Consider the following 19115-nt stretch of genomic DNA (forward strand, 5'->3'; position numbering starts at 1 on the left):
AAAAAGTGTAATCTAGTAGATACTTACTTCACTGCGTGGCACGTCACTTTCTTGGTAACGTTCTATACATTTTGCAACAATTTCTTTTGCTTCTTGTACATCACCCCATCCACCTACATCTACTTTTTTCTCTTCAAGATCTTTATATACTTGGAAAAAATGCTCAATCTCCTTTATTAAATGTGGATTTAATTCAGAAAGGTCATTTACTCTACTAGCTATTGGATCACTTACAGGTACACATATTACTTTTTCATCTGGTCCTTTTTCATCGGCCATGTGAAAAACACCTATAGGCTTCACTTCAATTACACATCCTGGAAACGTAGGTTCTGTTACCAATACTAGCACATCTAGAGGATCTCCATCTAGTGCTAATGTTTCAGGTACAAATCCATAATCTGCAGGATACATCATTGATGAAAAGATCATACGATCATATCGTATTTTCTTTAATTCAAAATCATACTCATACTTATTACGACTTCCTTTTGGGATCTCGATAAGTACATCAAACGTTTTTATTTTATCTGCTGTCATACTCTAATTTCATTCGATTTTTGTTTTCACAAAAACCATACTTAATTGACACTAAGGTCATTTGCTTTTATACGCTTTAACGCTTCGCTCTCCTTGTAGTCGTGAATCTCACAAGTTCGCTTTCGCGAAAGCGTACCCAGAAATTTAACGAACACAATTAAGCAACTGAAAACCAATTGTTTAAATACTTAAAAAGCATGTGTTCTTCGTTTTCGGGGTGCAAAAATACACTGAAACAACGATATAGCCAAGGAATGGCATGTTAAGTTTATGTTAGATGATCACTCTACAGTAATCTTCTTTCCAGATGTGTTTCCTGAAAATTCAGGCGCATACATACTTTGTATCGTACTCACACCGTTTGAAAACACTCCTTTATTATTAACTCTTAACTCATACTCTAATACATAGGTACCCATAGGCAAGTTGTCAAAAAAGAAATGTGTTGCAGCATCTCGTGTACTTTGATAGTAAGAAAGTCCATCTTGGTACTTATGCCTTGATATGACATCTATAGGTTCTAGCCCACTTGCCCTCATATCTTTAAGATGTACAAATTCCATAGTACTTTTTACGTTAACCGTTAATCGCACTTTAATAGTTTGTCCTAATTGTAATGGCGTTTTATTAGTGATTTCTTGTAATGGCTTGGTAGGATTGCTTTTATCTACTAGAAACAACGCTTTAGACATATTTAAAACGGCACCTTCAGTTTTCTCAATTTTATCCAGGTCTTCAAAGTATTGCCAATACATACCTCCATAACCTACTGTTGTTCCTTGATTCTTGATAGTTGCTTTACCCAAAGATGTTGTTACGTCATCACTATTCCAAACTGCTTTCACATATCCTGTTCCTTGTTCTCTTGGTGCTTCATCCATTCGTTTTTGAAGTTCTGAAGTTTGCATTTCAATTTGAGTCGTATCATCTAGCGATGTAAAGGAATTACCCGTCATTAAAAGAGCATATGTTGCCGCAGCGGTTGCCTTGGTTGTTTTCCAATCACTAGTACGTTTTTGTTGCAGTAACCATATCTTAAGCTCTTCTACAGTCTCTTGATCTTTTAACACCTCATCGAAGGCTTCTATAAGTAATGCCTGTGTTTCTATAGGAGCTTCATACCAATACCATCCAGAACGATTATCTTTCCAATACATCCCATTTATTTCAGATTGCACAGCAGATTCTTTAAGACCAGTAAGTATCTTTTTTGACATTGCTACATTACCAAGTCTATAATTGACTAAAGCTAATAGTGCTTTTTCATAGATAGATTTAGACAACCAAGTATCATTATAGATTTGTAATGATCTATTTGTTATTTCTTGAACTCTTACTGGCAAAGGATATTCTTTTACAAAATAGGATCTAGCATATAAGAAATGTAAATGATCTCTACGGCTATAAAACAACGTTGTATCCTTATTGTGTTTTATAAAACGTGCTAATGCATCTTCCTCCTCTATGTCTAAATAATCAATAGCTTTTTCAATCATTAAGGGGGCATTTACACCTACTTCTAATTTTTGCAAATGTCCCATCCCAGACACGATATGTCTTGTGATATATGGATTACTTTTCCCTCCTGAAAACCAAGGGAATCCACCATCGTCGTTTTGTTTTTCTTTTAATTTGGCCAGTGTATTTTCTTGCGCTATTGTATTTTTTTGAATATCAAATAATAATCCTAAGCGCTTTTTCTGCTCAGTTTCAGAACGCATATCTCGTAGCCATGGAGTTTCAGCGATAAGAATAGATTTTAACTCCTCATTTTTTTCTAAAGCACTTTTCAATTCACCATCACCTCTCCATGAATCAAACACCTTTTTAATTTCAGGATTGCTATTCAAAACTTTCGCCGAAAGGCTATTGGCATACATTCTAGAAAATGTCTGTTCTGAACATTCATGTGGAAACTCCATCATATAAGGTAATGCTTGCAAAGCATACCAAGAAGGGTTGGAAGTGTATTCCAACGCAAATTTTTGGTGTTTTAGCGTCTTTGAGGTTGTTTGCATCAAATGATTCATGGTCACTTCTCGTTCTTCTCCTGCTCTCACAAGAAAAGGAACAGATTCTGTAATCATCATTCTATTAGATAAAACGGGGAGTATATTTTCTTCTCCATCAGAAAAAGAACCTGCTTTTGCAACCATACGGTACATTACTGCTTGAACTCCTGCAGGAATATCTAATCTCCAAAATACATTTGTATTACCGTAGGGTGTAATGGTCATTTTCTGAGATGCTTTTGTATTATTGAGTGCTACATCAATAGGCTGCATAGTAAGTGCATCAAAAAGCTGTAATTGCACAGCACCATACATCTCTTTACTTGTAAGATTTGCAATTTTTGCACTTAATTCTACGGTGTCTCCTTCTCTTAAAAAACGAGGTGCATTAGGGACTAAACTTACATCTTTCTGAGTAACTACTTCTTTTTCTAGATTCCCAGTAATGATGTCTTTAGAGTGCGCAAGCAACCTAAAACGCCATTGTGATAATAATTGAGGGGCATCAAATGTAAATTTAACCTCTCCTCTACGATTTGTAGTGAGATGCGGATAGAAAAATGCAGTTTCGTTAAGGTTTTTACGAATTTTAACGCCCTTGAAATCAAACACATCTAGATCTGCATCTGATCTTGAATTATAAAGTAATGCTTTATCAGAATTAAAATTAAATGCTACAGTATCTGTTAGTGTTAATGCATTCCCATCTGCATTAAAAGCATAATCTGCATCATCTGCAACTACAGAAAGTTCATTTAACACTTCAACACTTACTTCTTCAGATTCCACTTCACTTACAGCGTACCCTAGTGCTTTTTTCTCTCTTTTTATTCCCTGCGCAGTGATTACAATACCATTTGCAGTAATATCTACCTCAAGCGTCATATACATTACATCTCCTGTTACTTTATATTCTTGGGTTATATATCCTACATTAGATATCACTAAAACATCAGATGATTTTGCTTTTATAGAAAACTCCCCATAAGCATCTGTCTGAGTATGCATACCAGTACCTTTGACTGTAATTTCTGCTCTTGACAAACGATTTCCATTTTTATCTAACACGACACCTTTTAGATTCCCAAGGCGACTATTAGTGACCTTAGTTTCTTGTTTTTGAAGTATTCGTTTCTCCCTAAGGTAATTATTGTATAAATACTCATACCTCTGAAGATATAATCCATAGAAGTTTATTCTATCAAATCTGCTATTAAAAACAAACTTTCGCCCTTGCTTATGTCTGAATCTAAAAACACTCACAAAACCCCTATGATCATTCTCTAAGGACGGTATCCTATTATTAATATAGGATCTAATACCAAAGTTGTGATTCCAATAGCTTTTTGCATAGGTGTCTAGTGATTTGTCATACATAGATGCTAGAATTTCTGCCTGAACTTTTTCGTCTTTGGAATTTCTAATTTTAAAACTCCATTTTTCTTTAGCATCTGGATAGAGTTTACTTCTAAATGTTTGTGTTTCTATTTGAAGGACATCTTTAGGAATAGATATATCTACCGGAATGTCTTCATGAAAAAATCGACCAAATCTTGCATATTTTAAACGAATTGTAACTGATTTTTCAAAAGAAGCATCTAATTTTATTTTAATAGTCTCTTTACCATCCAGTTGAATTACATCCTTATAAAATCTAGTTTTCTTGTGAAAGCCATCTACAAAAACAGAAAGATCTTTTAATGACGTTTTAAGTGCTAATGAAATAAAGCCATCTTTTTGAGGATTCTCATTCAAGAGCTCATAACTAAACAATTGATTTTTGGGAAGATATTGCTGTTTAGGCTGGTGTAGCTTAAATTGTTTTTCTGTAACCAGACGAGTCCCCTTTTTACTTATCGCCGTATGTTCTATAATATATGTTCCTGCTTCCCATAAATCATTTGCTAAGATTTCTTTTGTATACTGAGATTGATCATTAAAAACACCTTCATATACTAAAGCGCCTTTTGACTTTGGAATACTATCTTGATCATATAATTCATTTGGAAATGCTTCCTGAAAATCTTCTCTAGAGATTTGTTGAAATTCTGGAGTTTCCCAAAGTCTATCAAAAAGAATTTTATTGGGTGTTTTTAATTTAAATATCTTAATTGTATTATCACAAGCAACTTGGGTATCATTAAGGTTTTTATTTTCAACCTCAATAGAAAAGGCCTCCCCTCCTTTTACTTCTTCAGGAGCAGTGAGTGTAGTCAATAAATTCTTATCACTTATTTTAAGTGTTTTTAGTGCAGTACGCGTCTCTCCATTAAGGTCTGTAATTTCAACATTAACTGAAAACTCAAAAATAGTAGCTGGGGATATTCCTTCATAATTTGCAAGATATTTGACCTCAAAATTTCCATCGGCATCTGTTTTAAAAGTACCATTATCTAGTTGACGACCTATTTCTCTATTCGCTCGGTAATACCAATAACGATACACTTGTTTTCTAGTCACTGTATACGTTCCGTCTGCTTCTGTAATATTGGATCCTAAAAAAGCTTTTGCATTTCCAGTAATGGTAATCGTATCATTAGGCTTGTATGCCTTTGAAATAGTATCAAAAGTAATTTCAAAGGTAGGACGTTTATATGCTTCTACTTTAAAATAGGTATATCCATTATTATGTCCTGAAATATCCTTCCAAAATCCAGTATTATTGTTTCCTTTTTTTACATATATCCTAAATTGACCTGTAAGCACATCCTTTGGAATCATAAAATCTCCAGAGAAAGATCCATATTCATTAGTGATAAATTCCTTTTCTAATAATACATCACCATTACTGCTTTCTATATATAATCGTACTTCCTCCTGAGATACAATAGTAGATTTTTTACCTTCCTTTTGTAATAAGATTCCTTTAAAAAATAGCGTTTGCCCTGGTCTATAAATACCTCTATCTAAAAATACCTCAACCTTAGACCTCTTTCCGATATTACTATCACCGCCATAAAAAGGATATATTCGATTCCTAAATCGTAACGTATCTTTATTATATATAGCTGTAAAAGTGACATTACTATTACGATAGTTGTTTTCTTTATTTTTATTTTTTTCTATTACATACTCTCCAGAAGCATCAGTTACTCCAGAAGTATTATACACATCTGAACCTCCTTCTGAAGATACTCTCACCTTTTCTAAAGGTACCCCAGATGCTTTATCATAAAATTGAAAAACTTTCTTCCATTCATAATTTGTTACTGTATATCCTATTTGCGTAACTTCTGTAAATCCAAAAGCGTAACTTTTTGTAGAAATTAGCTGCTCATTATCTACATAAAAAAGATATTTCCCATGTGGCAATTTAGGTAGAAGCACCTCTGTAGAATGCTGATTCAGATCTTTAGATTTTGGCAAAATATACGTAAGTGAATCTACAATAGCATTTTGATTTTTTTCACCACTTATAATATCCCAAAATTCTGAGTCTATAGTATAAGCATTATGCACGTTATAGGATGTAGGAGCTTTAATAATTTTTACACATAGTGTATCTACATTTCTATAGCTAACAAACATTCTATTTGCCTTACCAGGTAATGTTTCTGCTTGTACCTTTATAAAAAGTTCTGCTTGATGAATCTCTTTAAGTACATGTGTTGCGCGTATAGAAGCCTCAGAATTAGGATATTTTTCAAGAAGTAGTGTACATATATCTTTTGCTTTGAGGTAATAGTTTTCTTCTTTATTTTCAAGGCCACGTGCTAAATTTACATAATGACTCGCTAGTTCTACTTGTAATACCCCATGAATAAAATGCTTTTTATGCTTTCGCGAAAGCGCACTCAACCCCTTTTCATATAACGAATCTTTCGCACTATTTGTAGCATATTGCTTTGCAAACTGTAACCGTCTTAATTGTGCGTAAACATATGCTGTAGGATCTTCATCTAGCGCGTGTAGCTCCTCTATTTCTTGCATAAGTCTCACCGCATTATAACTGGAAGCGAGCGTGTCTTCAGTTTCAAACTTTAAATGCCTAAACGCTTCAGACGTATTAAAAAAAGAAGGATGTTTTATTTCAAATAAAACAGCAGGTCTATCTATTCCGTATAATGGATTTTTATAAAAATTTAGCGCTTCTTGAGCTATAAGGTCATACAATGTGGGTTTGTAATGCCTATTTAGTAATCCTTCCAAAAGCAAGGGTTCTACTTCAGAAATTGGAATTTTAATGAGTTTTTCTTTATTGCGAAGTACTTCTTGATATATATTTATAATTTCGTTTACAAAATCTACACCTGACCAAGTGGTAATATCTTCTTCTTTTTTTGATACTGAAATTCGCTCATTAATTCTATAACGGTCCTCATTATAATAATCATACAGTAGTCGAGCTTTTATTACTTGCAAAACTGCTTTTTGTGCAACAGGCAGTTTTTCTAACGTTTCATCTATTTCCTTAATAATTGTATGTTCAGCATCTTCTGTAACTATTTTAAGAAACTTCCATCGATACAGCGATGCCTTCACATAATCATTAATATTTGATGTATTATCGCTTACTTTTCTAATACCATCAACTAGTTGTAATGCACTTTTTACTTGCCCTCTAAGTTCTAAGGTATCTATTTGTATCCATTGTTTTTGATAAGGAGATTCTTGCGCTTTAACTAGCTGAAAGCTAAGCACAAAAAAAAGAGTCATTACGATTGTTTTCATTACAGGTTGGATTTTGATCCAAAGTAAAGATACTACACCTTTGGGTGCTAACCATAATGAGGCAACATATGTTTTGAGTTAGTAAACTATTCTAATAGATGTTTTTGCTTTCGCGAAAGCAAAATTATTACAACACCTTATTTTTCTTAAAAGAAGAATCCAAAAGATCCTGTAACACCAAAAGTACGCGCATCAGGAAGGTCGTTATAATTCCCTCTAAAGTTTACATCAATACGGAAGACTTTAAAGATATTCCCTACTCCAAAACTATATTCAAAATAAGGCTCTGCGGTAGGTGCAATATCTTGAGGAGTCAATGTAGAGATGGGCAAGTCATTTTGAATAAATCTAAGATTCTCAAAAGCAGGCCTGTTTAGATCTATATTCTCTTGTGAGATATTACCTACAACACCTCGTATCCCTACGATTTCTCGAAGGTTTAATTTCTTTAAAAATGGTATTCGAGAAAAGATACGTCCTCCAAAATTATGTTCTAATTGCACGGAAGCATATTCATCTGTTACAAACTCATAGAAATTAAGTTGACTGTAGGTATTAAAGATCGAAAATAACGATTGATTTCCTGGTACTGGACTTAATAATGCCAATGGTACCTCTCCAAACGTTTTCCCCACTTCTGTAGAAACGTTTAATGTTCCAAAACCACCTATACGAATGCCTTTCCTAAAAGAGAACTGTAATCTTTCATATTCAAAATCACTATTCAGAACCCCTTCAAGACCTCTTGTATAACTTAAGAAAAAACTTGGGAACCATTCATTTACAACTCTTCGCTCTACACCAAACCCAGAGGTTTTCTTTCCAGGCTCCCATATCGTGGTAAGCACAACTTCTGTTTGTGTAAGGTCTGCCTTTGTAGTTGTCTCTGAAGCATCAGTAAAATACTCGAGATTAAATGTTTCTGATGCAGATTCAAGACTTCTTAATGAAAAATCTGTTCGGAATTTCAGATTACGTATAGGTTCAATTTCAGCAGCAAAATTAGCAAGTTTAATAGAGGTTAGTTTATCATTACTTGCAGTATTTACTAAGGAAGAAGAAGCTAAATTTCTTCCTAAAACATCTCTAGATGTTGTAAGACTTGCCCCTATTTGCTCTACATCTTGCCGGTAACCACCTGAGAATATAAGTCGGCTTTTCTTATCAACAAGCCATTTTGCTGATAATCCAAATTTAAATTTCTGATCTTTAAATCCATATGCTAAAAACCCTTCAGCTCTCCATAAATCATTTTGTCCAAAATAGGTTCGAGCTCCCGTACGAAGTCGTAATCCTTCTACTTCATTAAATCCAAACGTAGAGAAGATAGGACCATAATCCAGATTTAAACTAGGAAACTCCCAATACCCAGAAGCGAGTACTGAACCAAGGTTATAAAGATTTCTAAACTTTTTTACTGTTTTAAGTGTATCCAGCATTTTATAAACACCTTTTTCATCAGCGTTTAATTCTTCTTTCCTATTCTTTTCCCAGAAATCATCATCTCTATTGTAGACATCTTTATCGTAATAGTATACTTCCTTTTCGTAGAATTCTTTATCCTTCTTTTGATTAAAGACATAATTATCATACAGTGTTGTACGCTTTCCATAAAGACCTCTAGACTCTTCTTTTTTTCTGAATGCAAAGTCAGATAAGAAGTAGTCTCTTTTCAACAAGAAGGTAGTATCATTTACAATATCAAACTCTTGCTCTAGATAAATTTCTTTTACCCAGTTAATGTTTGCACTCTTAGAGAGTTGCATATTAATTTCTTTAATAGCCCACGTAGAATCATTTACCCAAAAATCTCCTTTAAAGGTAAGCTCATTAGTTCGTCTAGGATAATAAATAATATTATAACACCATTTGTTATCGATATATGCACTATCAGAAAGCACATAATTATATGTCTGTATTCCTGTACGACTTATAGGGCTCGTAAATGTTTTATCAAAAAACTTAAGATAGTTTTGATAGACATCGTAATCATTATATAAATCTTTTACAAAACCTATAATCGTTTGGTTTTCACTAAACCCACTATTTTTATTTCCTAGTAAATCTTCTTTTTCTTTTCTGGATTCGTTATTACCATATATTTTAGAAACAGCTTCGTTTACAAAAATAGGAAGGTATGTTTTTCCTGTTATGCGAGAAGTATCTGTTTGCTCAAAAATAAATTCCATCCCCTTAAATAGTTTACTATTTATCAGGGCACTATCAATAGTATTAAGATCAAATTCTATTTTTTCATACTTATCGTACTCGTATTGTTTAAATTGACGAAGGCCGTTTTGTTTTTTACGCGACCATATTTTACGAAGTATATCTATAGCTGGGTTATTCTTTTTTGATGTCTTTCCAGAGTAGATAAAGACTTCATCTATCGCAGCGGCTTCTTGAGCAAGTACAATTTTCATGTCATAATTGACACGTGACGTAAGTGTAACTTCTTTGTCAGTAAATCCAATAAAAGATATACGTATTTTCTCCCAAGTATTTTCAGACTCAAGGTAGAAACGTCCATTTTCATTTGTAATAGTTCCTTCATTAGACCCTACATACACCACATTTGCAAAAGGAACGGGATTATCTTGATCGTCATAGACAACACCGCTCACTTTGGTTTGAGCGACCATAACGAAAGGAAAAAATAATATAAGTATTAATATTCTATAACTATTCATATATAAAATGAAAGAGCTTCATTATTATGATTAATGAAGCTCCATTATTGTACGTTAACGTACTATTTATCTATATAGTACTTTTTTAACAGCTTTTATGACATCTCCGCTATTTGGCAACCATTCTTCCAATAACACTGGAGAATAAGGCGCAGGAGTATCGGCTGTATTTATTTTTATAATAGGTGCATCCAAGTAATCAAAAACTTGTTCCTGTACTTGGTACGTAATTTCAGTCGAAACATTACCAAAAGGCCAAGCTTCTTCAAGAATAACAAGACGATTTGTTTTCTTTACAGACTCCATAATGGCTTTGTGATCCATAGGACGTACCGTACGTAAGTCTATGATTTCACAAGAAATTCCTTCTTTTGCTAGCTCGTCTGCTGCTTTGTAAGCCTCTTTAATTATTTTACCAAAAGAAACGATGGTAACATCTGTCCCTTCTCTTTTAATATCTGCAACACCTATAGGCAGTACGTATTCTCCATCAGGCACTTCTCCTTTATCTCCATACATTTGCTCAGACTCCATGAAGATTACAGGGTCATTATCTCTAATAGCTGCTTTTAAAAGTCCTTTTGCATCATATGGATTAGAAGGAACAATTACTTTAAGTCCTGGTGTATTTGCAAACCAGTTTTCAAAAGCTTGAGAATGTGTCGCTCCTAATTGTCCTGCAGAAGCTGTTGGACCTCTAAAAACAATAGGACATGGAAACTGTCCACCAGACATTTGTCTAATTTTAGCAGCATTATTAATAATTTGGTCAATTCCAACCAGAGAAAAGTTAAACGTCATATATTCTACAATAGGACGACATCCAGTCATGGTACTTCCTACGCCAATACCACCGAAACCTAACTCGGCAATAGGTGTATCAATAACACGATCAGGACCAAATTCATCCAGCATTCCTTTTGATGCTTTATAAGCTCCATTATATTCGGCGACTTCTTCACCCATTAAATATACAGAGGCATCGCGACGCATTTCTTCGCTCATCGCCTCACATACGGCTTCTCTAAATTGGATTGTTCTCATTAATTATGCTACTTTAAAATAGGGTAACAAAAGTAAGCATTTATGATTGCTCTTTAAATTGCTTTTTTATAAAATTTTACTATGCGCGCATAGTAAAATTAAGTTTTTTACCGTACTTTTGTTACGAAAACGAAATAGTAGGGTTATCGCACCAAAAAAATATTTTTAGAACTTAGTGTAGTAATCTTTATTTCTTTTTTCGACAGATGTTATAAAACACAAAAATACTTAAAATATCAAATACTAAATTGTTATGAAAATATTAGTATGTATAAGTCACGTACCTGACACTACTTCTAAAATTAATTTTACAGATAATGATACGCAATTTGACACCAATGGGGTTCAGTTTGTGATCAATCCAAATGATGAATTTGGACTTACACGGGCTATGTGGTTTAAAGAAAAACAAGGCGCTTCTGTAGATGTAGTTAATGTAGGAGGTCCAGAAACAGAACCTACATTACGTAAAGCCCTTGCCATAGGTGCTGACTCGGCAATTCGTGTAAACACACAAGCTAAAGATGGATTACAAGTAGCAAAAGAACTTGCTGCTGTTGTACAAAATGGCGGTTATGATTTAGTGATTGCTGGTCGTGAATCTATCGATTATAACGGTGGGATGGTACCAGGAATGCTTGCTGGAATTACAGGAGCTAATTTTGTAAACACCTGTATTAGTCTAGAAGTAGACGGCACAAATGCAACGGCTACTCGTGAAATTGATGGAGGGAAAGAAACTGTAGCAACAAGTCTTCCTCTAGTTATTGGAGGGCAAAAAGGATTGGTAGAAGAGAGTGACCTTCGTATTCCTAACATGAGAGGAATTATGATGGCGCGTAAAAAGCCACTTAACGTTGTTGAACCAGCGGGTGCTTCGGCAGATACAACTACCGTTTCATTTGAAAAACCAGCTCCAAAAGGTGCTGTAAAATTGGTAGATAACGTAGATGCACTGATTGATTTACTTCATAACGAAGCAAAAGCAATCTAACTAATTCCAATTATATATACGCTTTCGCGAAAGCGTACACAACATTAAACAAAATAGTAGGGTTGTTTATTTATCATATAATAGCAACCACATAAACGTCACAAATTATGTCAGTTTTAGTATATATAGAATCAGAAAATGGTGCTTTTAAAAAAACAGCTTTTGAAGTAGCTAGTTACGCAAAGGGTATCGCAGATATGATGGGAACTACTGTTACAGCAATCTCTATAAATGGAGGTGACGCTGGAGCTTTAGGTACCTACGGAGTAGACAAAGTATTAAATGTAAGCGATTCAAATCTAGATGCTTTTAATGCTGCTGCGTATGCAAAAGCAATTGCACAGGCTGCAAAAGCAGAAGGATCTCAAGTTATTGTTGTAAGTCAAACAGCAGATGCAAAATACGTAGCTCCTTTACTCGCTACGCAACTAGAGGCAGGATATGCTTCTAATGTTGTTGCGCTTCCTGAAAGTGCTGCTCCATTTAAAGTAAAGCGTACTGCTTTTACGAATAAAGCGTTTAACCAAACAGAAATTACTACAGCTGTAAAAATAGTAGGTCTTGGTAAAAATGCATATGGTCTTAAAGAAAATAGCGGTGCTGCTGCTACAGAAAGTTTTACACCTAATTTTGATGATTCAGATTTTGGTGTAAAAGTACAGTCTATAGATAAAGCTTCCGATAAAGTATCTATTGCAGATGCTGAAATCGTGGTTTCTGCAGGTCGTGGTCTTAAAGGCCCTGAAAACTGGGGAATGATAGAAGAAATGGCAGATATACTTGGTGCAGCTACAGCTTGTTCTAAACCTGTATCTGACTTAGGATGGAGACCTCATGGAGAGCACGTAGGACAAACTGGAAAACCTGTAGCATCAAACCTATATATTGCCATTGGAATTTCTGGAGCTATCCAACATCTTGCTGGGATTAACTCTTCTAAAGTAAAGGTAGTGATCAATAGTGATCCTGAAGCACCTTTCTTTAAAGCTGCTGATTATGGAATTGTAGGAGATGCTTTTGAAGTTGTACCAGAACTTAACGAGAAATTAAAAGCTTTTAAAGCTGCTAATAGTTAATATAACAATATAGTTATTTATAAAAATAGGTGAGGATTTTAGGGTTCTCACCTATTTTTAATTTAAAGTATAGACAACTATTTATGACTATTTTACGCAAATTGATGTCTTCTAAATAAAAAACTATAAACTCATCGCTATATAAACTTCAAAACTCAATTAACTTTTATTACTTTTACCAACTATGAGTTTAGTACGTTTAAACATAAAAGGGATTTCCTATAGTCAGACACAAAATGGAGCCTACGCCCTTATATTGAGCGAAGTAGATGGTGATCGTAAATTACCTATTGTCATAGGTGCATTTGAAGCTCAATCTATAGCTATTGCACTAGAGAAAGAAATACGACCGCCGCGTCCTCTCACACATGATCTTTTTAAAAATTTTGCAGATCGTTTTGATATTGTTATTAAACAAGTAATCATACACAAACTTGTAGATGGTGTATTTTATTCTAGTATCATTTGTGAAAGAGATAAAATAGAAGAGATTATTGATGCACGTACTAGTGATGCTATTTCACTTGCATTACGTTTTCAAGCACCTATATTCACCTATAAAAATATTCTAGATAAAGCAGGTATTTATTTAAAAGGGAATACCGATCCTGAAGAATTTACTGATGAAGATGAAGTCTTGATGGATGAAATTATTCTTGAAGAAGAAGAGGAAGAATTACTATCTAGTGAAAATGATTATCAAAGAATGTCTTTAAAAGAGTTAAATATTCAACTTGAGCAAGCCGTTACTGATGAAGATTATGAGCTTGCAGCAAAAATAAGAGACGAGATTTCTAAACGCAACTAACTTAACTAACTAACCACATGCGCAAATTATTACTAACAATCATAGGGCTACTCACGCCTCTTTTAAGCATTGCGCAAACCAACCAAGAACCTATTGCTCTCGACCCTGATTTAGGAATAGGATTATCCTTTACGAGTGTAGGGCGTGGTCTTTTAGGAATGCTCTTTTTGATTGGTGTATGTTATGCGCTTAGTAGTAATCGATCAAAGATTAACTGGCGACTTGTGCTTACCGGTTTAGGATTACAGTTATTATTTGCGATCTTGGTTTTAAAAGTAGATTTTGTTGCTACTGGGTTTGATTGGATATCACGTAAAGTAGTAGACTTCCTGAATATTGCTGAAGAAGGAGCCTTATTTGTATTTGGGAAATTAGTAGATCCATCTGCGAGTATGGGATATATTTTTGCTTTTAAAGTATTACCCACTATTGTATTCTTCTCTGCTTTTACATCCTTATTATATTATTTAGGAATTTTACAAGTCATTGTAAAAGCATTAGCATGGGTAATGAGCAAAACGATGCGTCTTTCTGGAGCTGAAAGTCTTGCTGCAGCTGCCAATGTTTTTATTGGCCAAACAGAAGCGCCTTTAGTTGTAAAACCCTATTTAGATAAGATGTCAAAATCTGAAATGCTTTGTCTAATGGTAGGTGGTATGGCAACGATTGCCGGTGGTGTATTGGCTGCTTTTATCGCATTTTTAGGAGGAGATAGCATTGGCGAACAGGCTATTTTTGCAAAGCATTTGCTTACGGCATCTATTATGTCTGCACCAGCAGCAATCATCATTGCAAAAATACTATACCCAGAAACCGAAAAAGTAAATAGAAAACTAGATATCTCTAAAGAAAAGGTAGGCACCAATATATTAGATGCTATTTCTAGAGGAACTACAGACGGTTTAAAACTAGCGGTAAATGTAGGTGCTATGCTCTTAGTCTTTACAGCTTTAATGGGCGTACTCAACTGGATGCTTGGTGATTTAATAGGGGATGTTACAGGGCTGAATGGAGTCATTGCAAGTGCCACAGATGGTCGTTATTCTGACTTATCTATGGAGTTTATTTTAGGAAATCTTTTTGCTCCTATTGCTTGGTTAATTGGTGTGCCCGCCGAAGATATTACTACCGTTGGGCAACTTTTAGGAGAGAAAACAATCTTAAATGAATTTTATGCTTATGGTTCATTGAGTACTTTAAAAACCAGTGGTGCCATTACAAATTATCGTTCTATTGTTATTGCAACTTATGCCCTTTGTGGTTTTGCAAATTTTGCTTCTATAGGAATTCAAATTGGTGGTATAGGTGTACTTGCACCTAGCCAAAGAGCAACCTTAGCTAAATTTGGTATCAAAGCACTTATAGGAGGGACTGTTGCTGCCTTACTTACAGCTACTATTGCAGGAATGCTTATTGGATAATTAAAGTTGGTTATTTAGAGTTTGGAGAGCTCGACTACTTTTTAATTGGCAATCTGGCTATTACATTTCCTTTCAGATCTAAAAACGAATGATTAAGAATTTTAATTTCTTCATCTAACGGCATTTTTGATAACGTATCTACAAAATCTCTAGTAAATTGTTTTACCGCATCACTTGGATTTGTAACACCATCTTCCTGCATTTTTTTTCTAATTTGATAAATCCCAATAAAATGTGCAACATCTAGTTTTCCCATTTTACTCCTTTAGTATAGATCATACGTCATATATAAAAATTATTCTATATACGCTTTCGCGAAAGCATATACCTAAAAACTATCTTTTAAAGATATCCCTTAGTTGATAGAAGAAACGTTCTATAAGTCTCAAATCTTCTGTAACGATATCTCCCGAACCTCTCATTTCTTGTTGAAATTCAATCTCTTTATCAAACGTGGTTATTAATGTTTTAGGCATTGACACATCAACAGCATACATCCCATCTGCATCTGCAATAACTGATATCTTCTCTATTTTACCCTCTATTGTTCCAAATTCTGTGTCAGGATAATTTTCTAAGCGTATAATAACATCTTGACCTACTTTTACTTTCCCTGAATTTTGGGCAGGTGTTTTAAGCTTTGCTACATATTCTGAACCATCTTTAGGAATTACAGTAAAAACAACATCTCCTGCATTTACCGTTTGATTTTCACTCCAAAAATCTAGAAAAGAAACTTCCCCATCTAATTTTGATGTTAATGCATAAGTAAGCTCCCAATCTTTAATACTTTTCTTAAGCTGATTAAGAGATTGTATAACTCCTATTAATAACGTTTTCTCTTCTCTAATACCGCTAATTTCAGTTCCTTTGGAAGTACTTTGCGCACCGCTTATCCCTTCTCTTAATTGAGAGATAGAAGCGTCTAAATTTTTAAAATTACGTTCTACTTGAGAATATTCTATTCTTCTTCTTTCTATTTCTGAAGTAGAAATTACTCCATTTTTGTAGAGTTCTTCATAACGTACTTTTTCTTTCTTAGCAAGTTCTAATTCTGTCTTATTAAGTTGACGCTGTGATTCTGCAAATTTTAATCTTCTATTTTGTTCTGAAATGGAGATACGATTCGCAATCGCTTGATTAGAAAAAGGTTGATACTCTTTGTTAAGTTCATATAATATATAATTATTAACAAAAAGTGCATAATCAGACTCTATATTTCCTAAAGTAAACAATGGCATTTCTGTATAGGGAAAATAAAAAGAATCGCCTTGTAATGATATAGTATCTAATGTTGCCTTGAGCTTGTAAACATCTTCATGATTTGCTGTATTTTCAATAACCGCTAGGGTTTGTCCTTTATAAACTTCTTGTCTATCATCTACTAGGATTGCAGAAAATCTCCCACTACTTCTAGCTACTTCTTTCTGAGGAGGTACCTGTGTGGTAATAATAGCTTGCGAAGTGATAATATCTGGATATTCCAAAAACCAAGAAATAGCAAGTAATAGCACTATTAATCCTAAAAAAAGTGCACTCCCCCAACGTATCATCCAGTTAGGAGGTCGTGTTAAAATCTCTTGAACTTCTTCGCTACGTAATTCTATGTCGTCTATTTGATCTGGCATTCTTTACTCTTTTTACGATCCTAATTCTAACTGATTTTTTACTAGGTTATAATAATACCCTTTTTCACGGGTAAGCGTTTGATGGTTTCCAACTTCTACAATTTTACCTTGATCTAATACTACTATTTGATCTGCATTTTTTACGGTACTTAATCGGTGGGCAATCACTACTGCTGTTTTATTTTTAAAGAATTCGTCTAGCTTTTCCATGATTACCTTTTCATTGTTTGCATCTAATGCACTGGTAGCTTCATCAAAGAATAAGAAACTAGGATCTTTATATACTGCTCTGGCAATAAACAAACGCTGCTTTTGTCCTGTACTCAGTCCAACGCCTTCCATTCCGATTTTTGTATTGTAAGACAATGGTAACGTCTCTATAAACTCTTTAATATTTGCTACATCGACTGCATGTGCCAGTTTTTTTCGATCTACATAATCATCTCCTACAGCAATATTATTTGCAATCGTATCATTAAAGACATATCCTTCTTGCATCACAACTCCACAAGAAGCCCTCCAAGAATATTGTGATACATTTTGAAGATCTGCACTTCCTATTTTTATGTGTCCTTCATTAGGCTCATAAAACTTAAGAAGTATTTTCATTAATGTTGTTTTACCACTACCACTTACTCCAACAATAGCAGTCACTTTATTTGCAGGTATATGTAAACTTAAATTATCAAGCACCTTCACATCAGATCCAATGTATCTAAATGAGATATCCTTAATATCAAAGTCGGCATTTTTAGGAATATCTGTTATTTTAGTTTCTTCTCTTCCTTCTTCATCTTCTTTATTATGTATTTCTCCTAAACGATCTAATGAGATACGTGCATCTTGTAATTCTCTAATAAAGCTTATCAATTGTGAGATTGGAGAATTCAATTGTCCTACGATATAGGTAACAGCAAACATCTCTCCTAAAAGCAGATCTCCATCAATAACTAAGGTTGCCGATAAAATGGTGATTAAAATATTTTTAAGCTCATTGATAAACCCAGATCCTACACTTTGATATTGTTCTAACGCAAGGCTTTCTATAGAGATTTTAAAGAGGCGTGCCTGCATAAATTCCCAAGACCATCTTTTCTGTTTTTCTGCATTATGAAGCTTGATTTCCTGCATTCCATTAATAAGCTCAATCACTTTACTTTGTTCCTGACTTACTTGAGAGAAACGCTTGTAATCAAGATCGGCTCTCTTTTTAAGGAAAATTACAATCCAGAAAAAATACAGTACACTTCCCAAGAAAAAGACACCAAAAATCTGAAAACTATAATACGCTAATACAAATCCAAACACCACAAGATTTACCATCGAAAACAAAACATTTAACGACGATGTCGTTAAAATACGTTCTATACGTCTATGGTCATTTATACGTTGTAGAATATCCCCTGTCATACGGACATCAAAAAAGGATATAGGCAGGTTCATTAATTTAATAAAGAAATCTGAAATTAAAGAGATATTAATACGTGTACTTAAATGTAATAGAATCCAACTCCTAATCACCTCAACACCTGTTCTTCCTAGGAATAAAGCAACTTGCGCGATAAGTATTAAATAAATAAAGTTAATATCACTTGTCTTTATACCTACATCAACGACACTTTGCGTTAAAAATGGGAAGACAACTTGTAATAAACTTCCCGCAAGAAGTCCTATCACTAACTGGACAATAAACTTCCTATATCGAAACACATATTTGAAGATGAAAGAGAATCCAAAATTCTTTTTTTCTTCTTCAAAATGTTCTTCAAAAAACTTAGGTGTTGTTTCGAGTAATAGAGCTATTCCCTCTACAGTAGCATCGGTTGCATTATTACCTATCCAAAATTTAAGGAGCTCTTCTTTTGTATATTTCAAAATCCCATGTGCAGGGTCAGAAATATGAAAAATACCTCTCGATATTTTATAAAGTACTACATAATGATTTTTATTCCAGTGAAGAATACACGGTAATGGTACTTCTTCTTGAAGTTGATCAAGGGTTATTTTTACACCTAATGTTCTAAATCCTAGTTTTTCAGCTGCATTACTAATACCTAACAGGCTACTTCCTGATCTTGTGGTTTCACTTAGGCTTCTTAACAGTTGAATAGGAATAGGCTTTTTATAGTATTTAGCAATCATTTTGAGACACGTAGGCCCGCAATCTTTACTATCTGCTTGTTTATAAAAAGGAAACTTCTTCAAAATGACTGTCTATTTTTTTACTGCTA

Annotated in this window: 11 protein-coding genes; 4 read left to right on the plus strand and 7 right to left on the minus strand. The window is 34.1% G+C overall.

Annotated elements, in window-relative coordinates:
• Positions 1–12: 12 nt before the first annotated feature.
• The 4 genes from Q1A01_RS09460 to Q1A01_RS09475 all read right to left on the minus strand — a co-directional run bounded on the left by Q1A01_RS09460 (position 13) and on the right by Q1A01_RS09475 (position 10957).
• On the minus strand, positions 13–540 hold the full coding sequence (locus tag Q1A01_RS09460; protein WP_299679457.1) for an inorganic diphosphatase: 528 nt from the start codon (positions 538–540) through the stop codon (positions 13–15).
• 281 nt (positions 541–821) lie between these two features.
• A complete protein-coding gene (locus Q1A01_RS09465) occupies positions 822–7223 on the minus strand; it encodes an alpha-2-macroglobulin family protein (RefSeq protein WP_299679460.1) in 6402 nt (2133 codons plus the stop codon).
• Between the two features lie 146 nt (positions 7224–7369).
• Positions 7370–9913: a DUF5686 and carboxypeptidase-like regulatory domain-containing protein gene (locus Q1A01_RS09470; protein ID WP_299679463.1), complete on the minus strand. Its 2544-nt coding sequence runs from the start codon at positions 9911–9913 to the stop codon at positions 7370–7372.
• A gap of 66 nt (positions 9914–9979) precedes the next feature.
• Positions 9980–10957: a pyruvate dehydrogenase complex E1 component subunit beta gene (locus Q1A01_RS09475; protein ID WP_299679466.1), complete on the minus strand. Its 978-nt coding sequence runs from the start codon at positions 10955–10957 to the stop codon at positions 9980–9982.
• A gap of 253 nt (positions 10958–11210) precedes the next feature.
• Between Q1A01_RS09475 and Q1A01_RS09480 the strand changes: the two genes are divergently transcribed.
• The 4 genes from Q1A01_RS09480 to Q1A01_RS09495 all read left to right on the plus strand — a co-directional run bounded on the left by Q1A01_RS09480 (position 11211) and on the right by Q1A01_RS09495 (position 15256).
• Complete coding sequence (locus tag Q1A01_RS09480; RefSeq protein ID WP_299679469.1) at positions 11211–11951, plus strand: electron transfer flavoprotein subunit beta/FixA family protein; 741 nt, start codon at positions 11211–11213, stop codon at positions 11949–11951.
• A gap of 107 nt (positions 11952–12058) precedes the next feature.
• Positions 12059–13027, plus strand: coding sequence for an electron transfer flavoprotein subunit alpha/FixB family protein (locus tag Q1A01_RS09485; protein WP_299679471.1), 969 nt, complete (start codon positions 12059–12061; stop codon positions 13025–13027).
• Between the two features lie 184 nt (positions 13028–13211).
• Complete coding sequence (locus tag Q1A01_RS09490) at positions 13212–13835, plus strand: bifunctional nuclease family protein (protein ID WP_299679474.1); 624 nt, start codon at positions 13212–13214, stop codon at positions 13833–13835.
• Between the two features lie 17 nt (positions 13836–13852).
• Positions 13853–15256, plus strand: a complete 1404-nt coding sequence (locus tag Q1A01_RS09495) for a nucleoside transporter C-terminal domain-containing protein (protein WP_299679477.1) — start codon at positions 13853–13855, stop codon at positions 15254–15256.
• A gap of 34 nt (positions 15257–15290) precedes the next feature.
• On the opposite strand, the gene Q1A01_RS09500 is transcribed toward Q1A01_RS09495, so the two are convergent.
• From Q1A01_RS09500 to Q1A01_RS09510, 3 genes are all read right to left on the minus strand, one after another.
• Positions 15291–15512, minus strand: a complete 222-nt coding sequence (locus Q1A01_RS09500) for a hypothetical protein (protein ID WP_299679480.1) — start codon at positions 15510–15512, stop codon at positions 15291–15293.
• Positions 15513–15591: 79 nt separating this feature from the next.
• A complete protein-coding gene (locus tag Q1A01_RS09505) occupies positions 15592–16884 on the minus strand; it encodes an HlyD family efflux transporter periplasmic adaptor subunit (RefSeq protein WP_299679483.1) in 1293 nt (430 codons plus the stop codon).
• Between the two features lie 12 nt (positions 16885–16896).
• The gene (locus tag Q1A01_RS09510; protein ID WP_299679486.1) at positions 16897–19089 is read right to left on the minus strand and encodes a peptidase domain-containing ABC transporter; all 2193 of its coding nucleotides are present in this window, start codon (positions 19087–19089) and stop codon (positions 16897–16899) included.
• Positions 19090–19115 lie beyond the last annotated feature (26 nt).

It is taken from the genome of uncultured Dokdonia sp., from assembly GCF_947492815.1.
Taxonomy (GTDB): Bacteria; Bacteroidota; Bacteroidia; order Flavobacteriales; family Flavobacteriaceae; genus Dokdonia.

Bases quoted from the DNA above. Each gene is read 5' to 3' on its own strand.
- Q1A01_RS09475 (WP_299679466.1), bottom strand. From the start codon at position 10,957: ATGAGAACAATCCAATTTAGAGAAGCCGTATGTGAGGCGATGAGCGAA.
- Q1A01_RS09460 (WP_299679457.1), bottom strand. From the start codon at position 540: ATGACAGCAGATAAAATAAAAACGTTTGATGTACTTATCGAGATCCCA.
- Q1A01_RS09495 (WP_299679477.1), top strand. From the start codon at position 13,853: ATGCGCAAATTATTACTAACAATCATAGGGCTACTCACGCCTCTTTTA.
- Q1A01_RS09485 (WP_299679471.1), top strand. From the start codon at position 12,059: ATGTCAGTTTTAGTATATATAGAATCAGAAAATGGTGCTTTTAAAAAA.
- Q1A01_RS09465 (WP_299679460.1), bottom strand. From the start codon at position 7,223: ATGAAAACAATCGTAATGACTCTTTTTTTTGTGCTTAGCTTTCAGCTA.
- Q1A01_RS09505 (WP_299679483.1), bottom strand. From the start codon at position 16,884: ATGCCAGATCAAATAGACGACATAGAATTACGTAGCGAAGAAGTTCAA.
- Q1A01_RS09500 (WP_299679480.1), bottom strand. From the start codon at position 15,512: ATGGGAAAACTAGATGTTGCACATTTTATTGGGATTTATCAAATTAGA.
- Q1A01_RS09470 (WP_299679463.1), bottom strand. From the start codon at position 9,913: ATGAATAGTTATAGAATATTAATACTTATATTATTTTTTCCTTTCGTT.
- Q1A01_RS09480 (WP_299679469.1), top strand. From the start codon at position 11,211: ATGAAAATATTAGTATGTATAAGTCACGTACCTGACACTACTTCTAAA.
- Q1A01_RS09490 (WP_299679474.1), top strand. From the start codon at position 13,212: ATGAGTTTAGTACGTTTAAACATAAAAGGGATTTCCTATAGTCAGACA.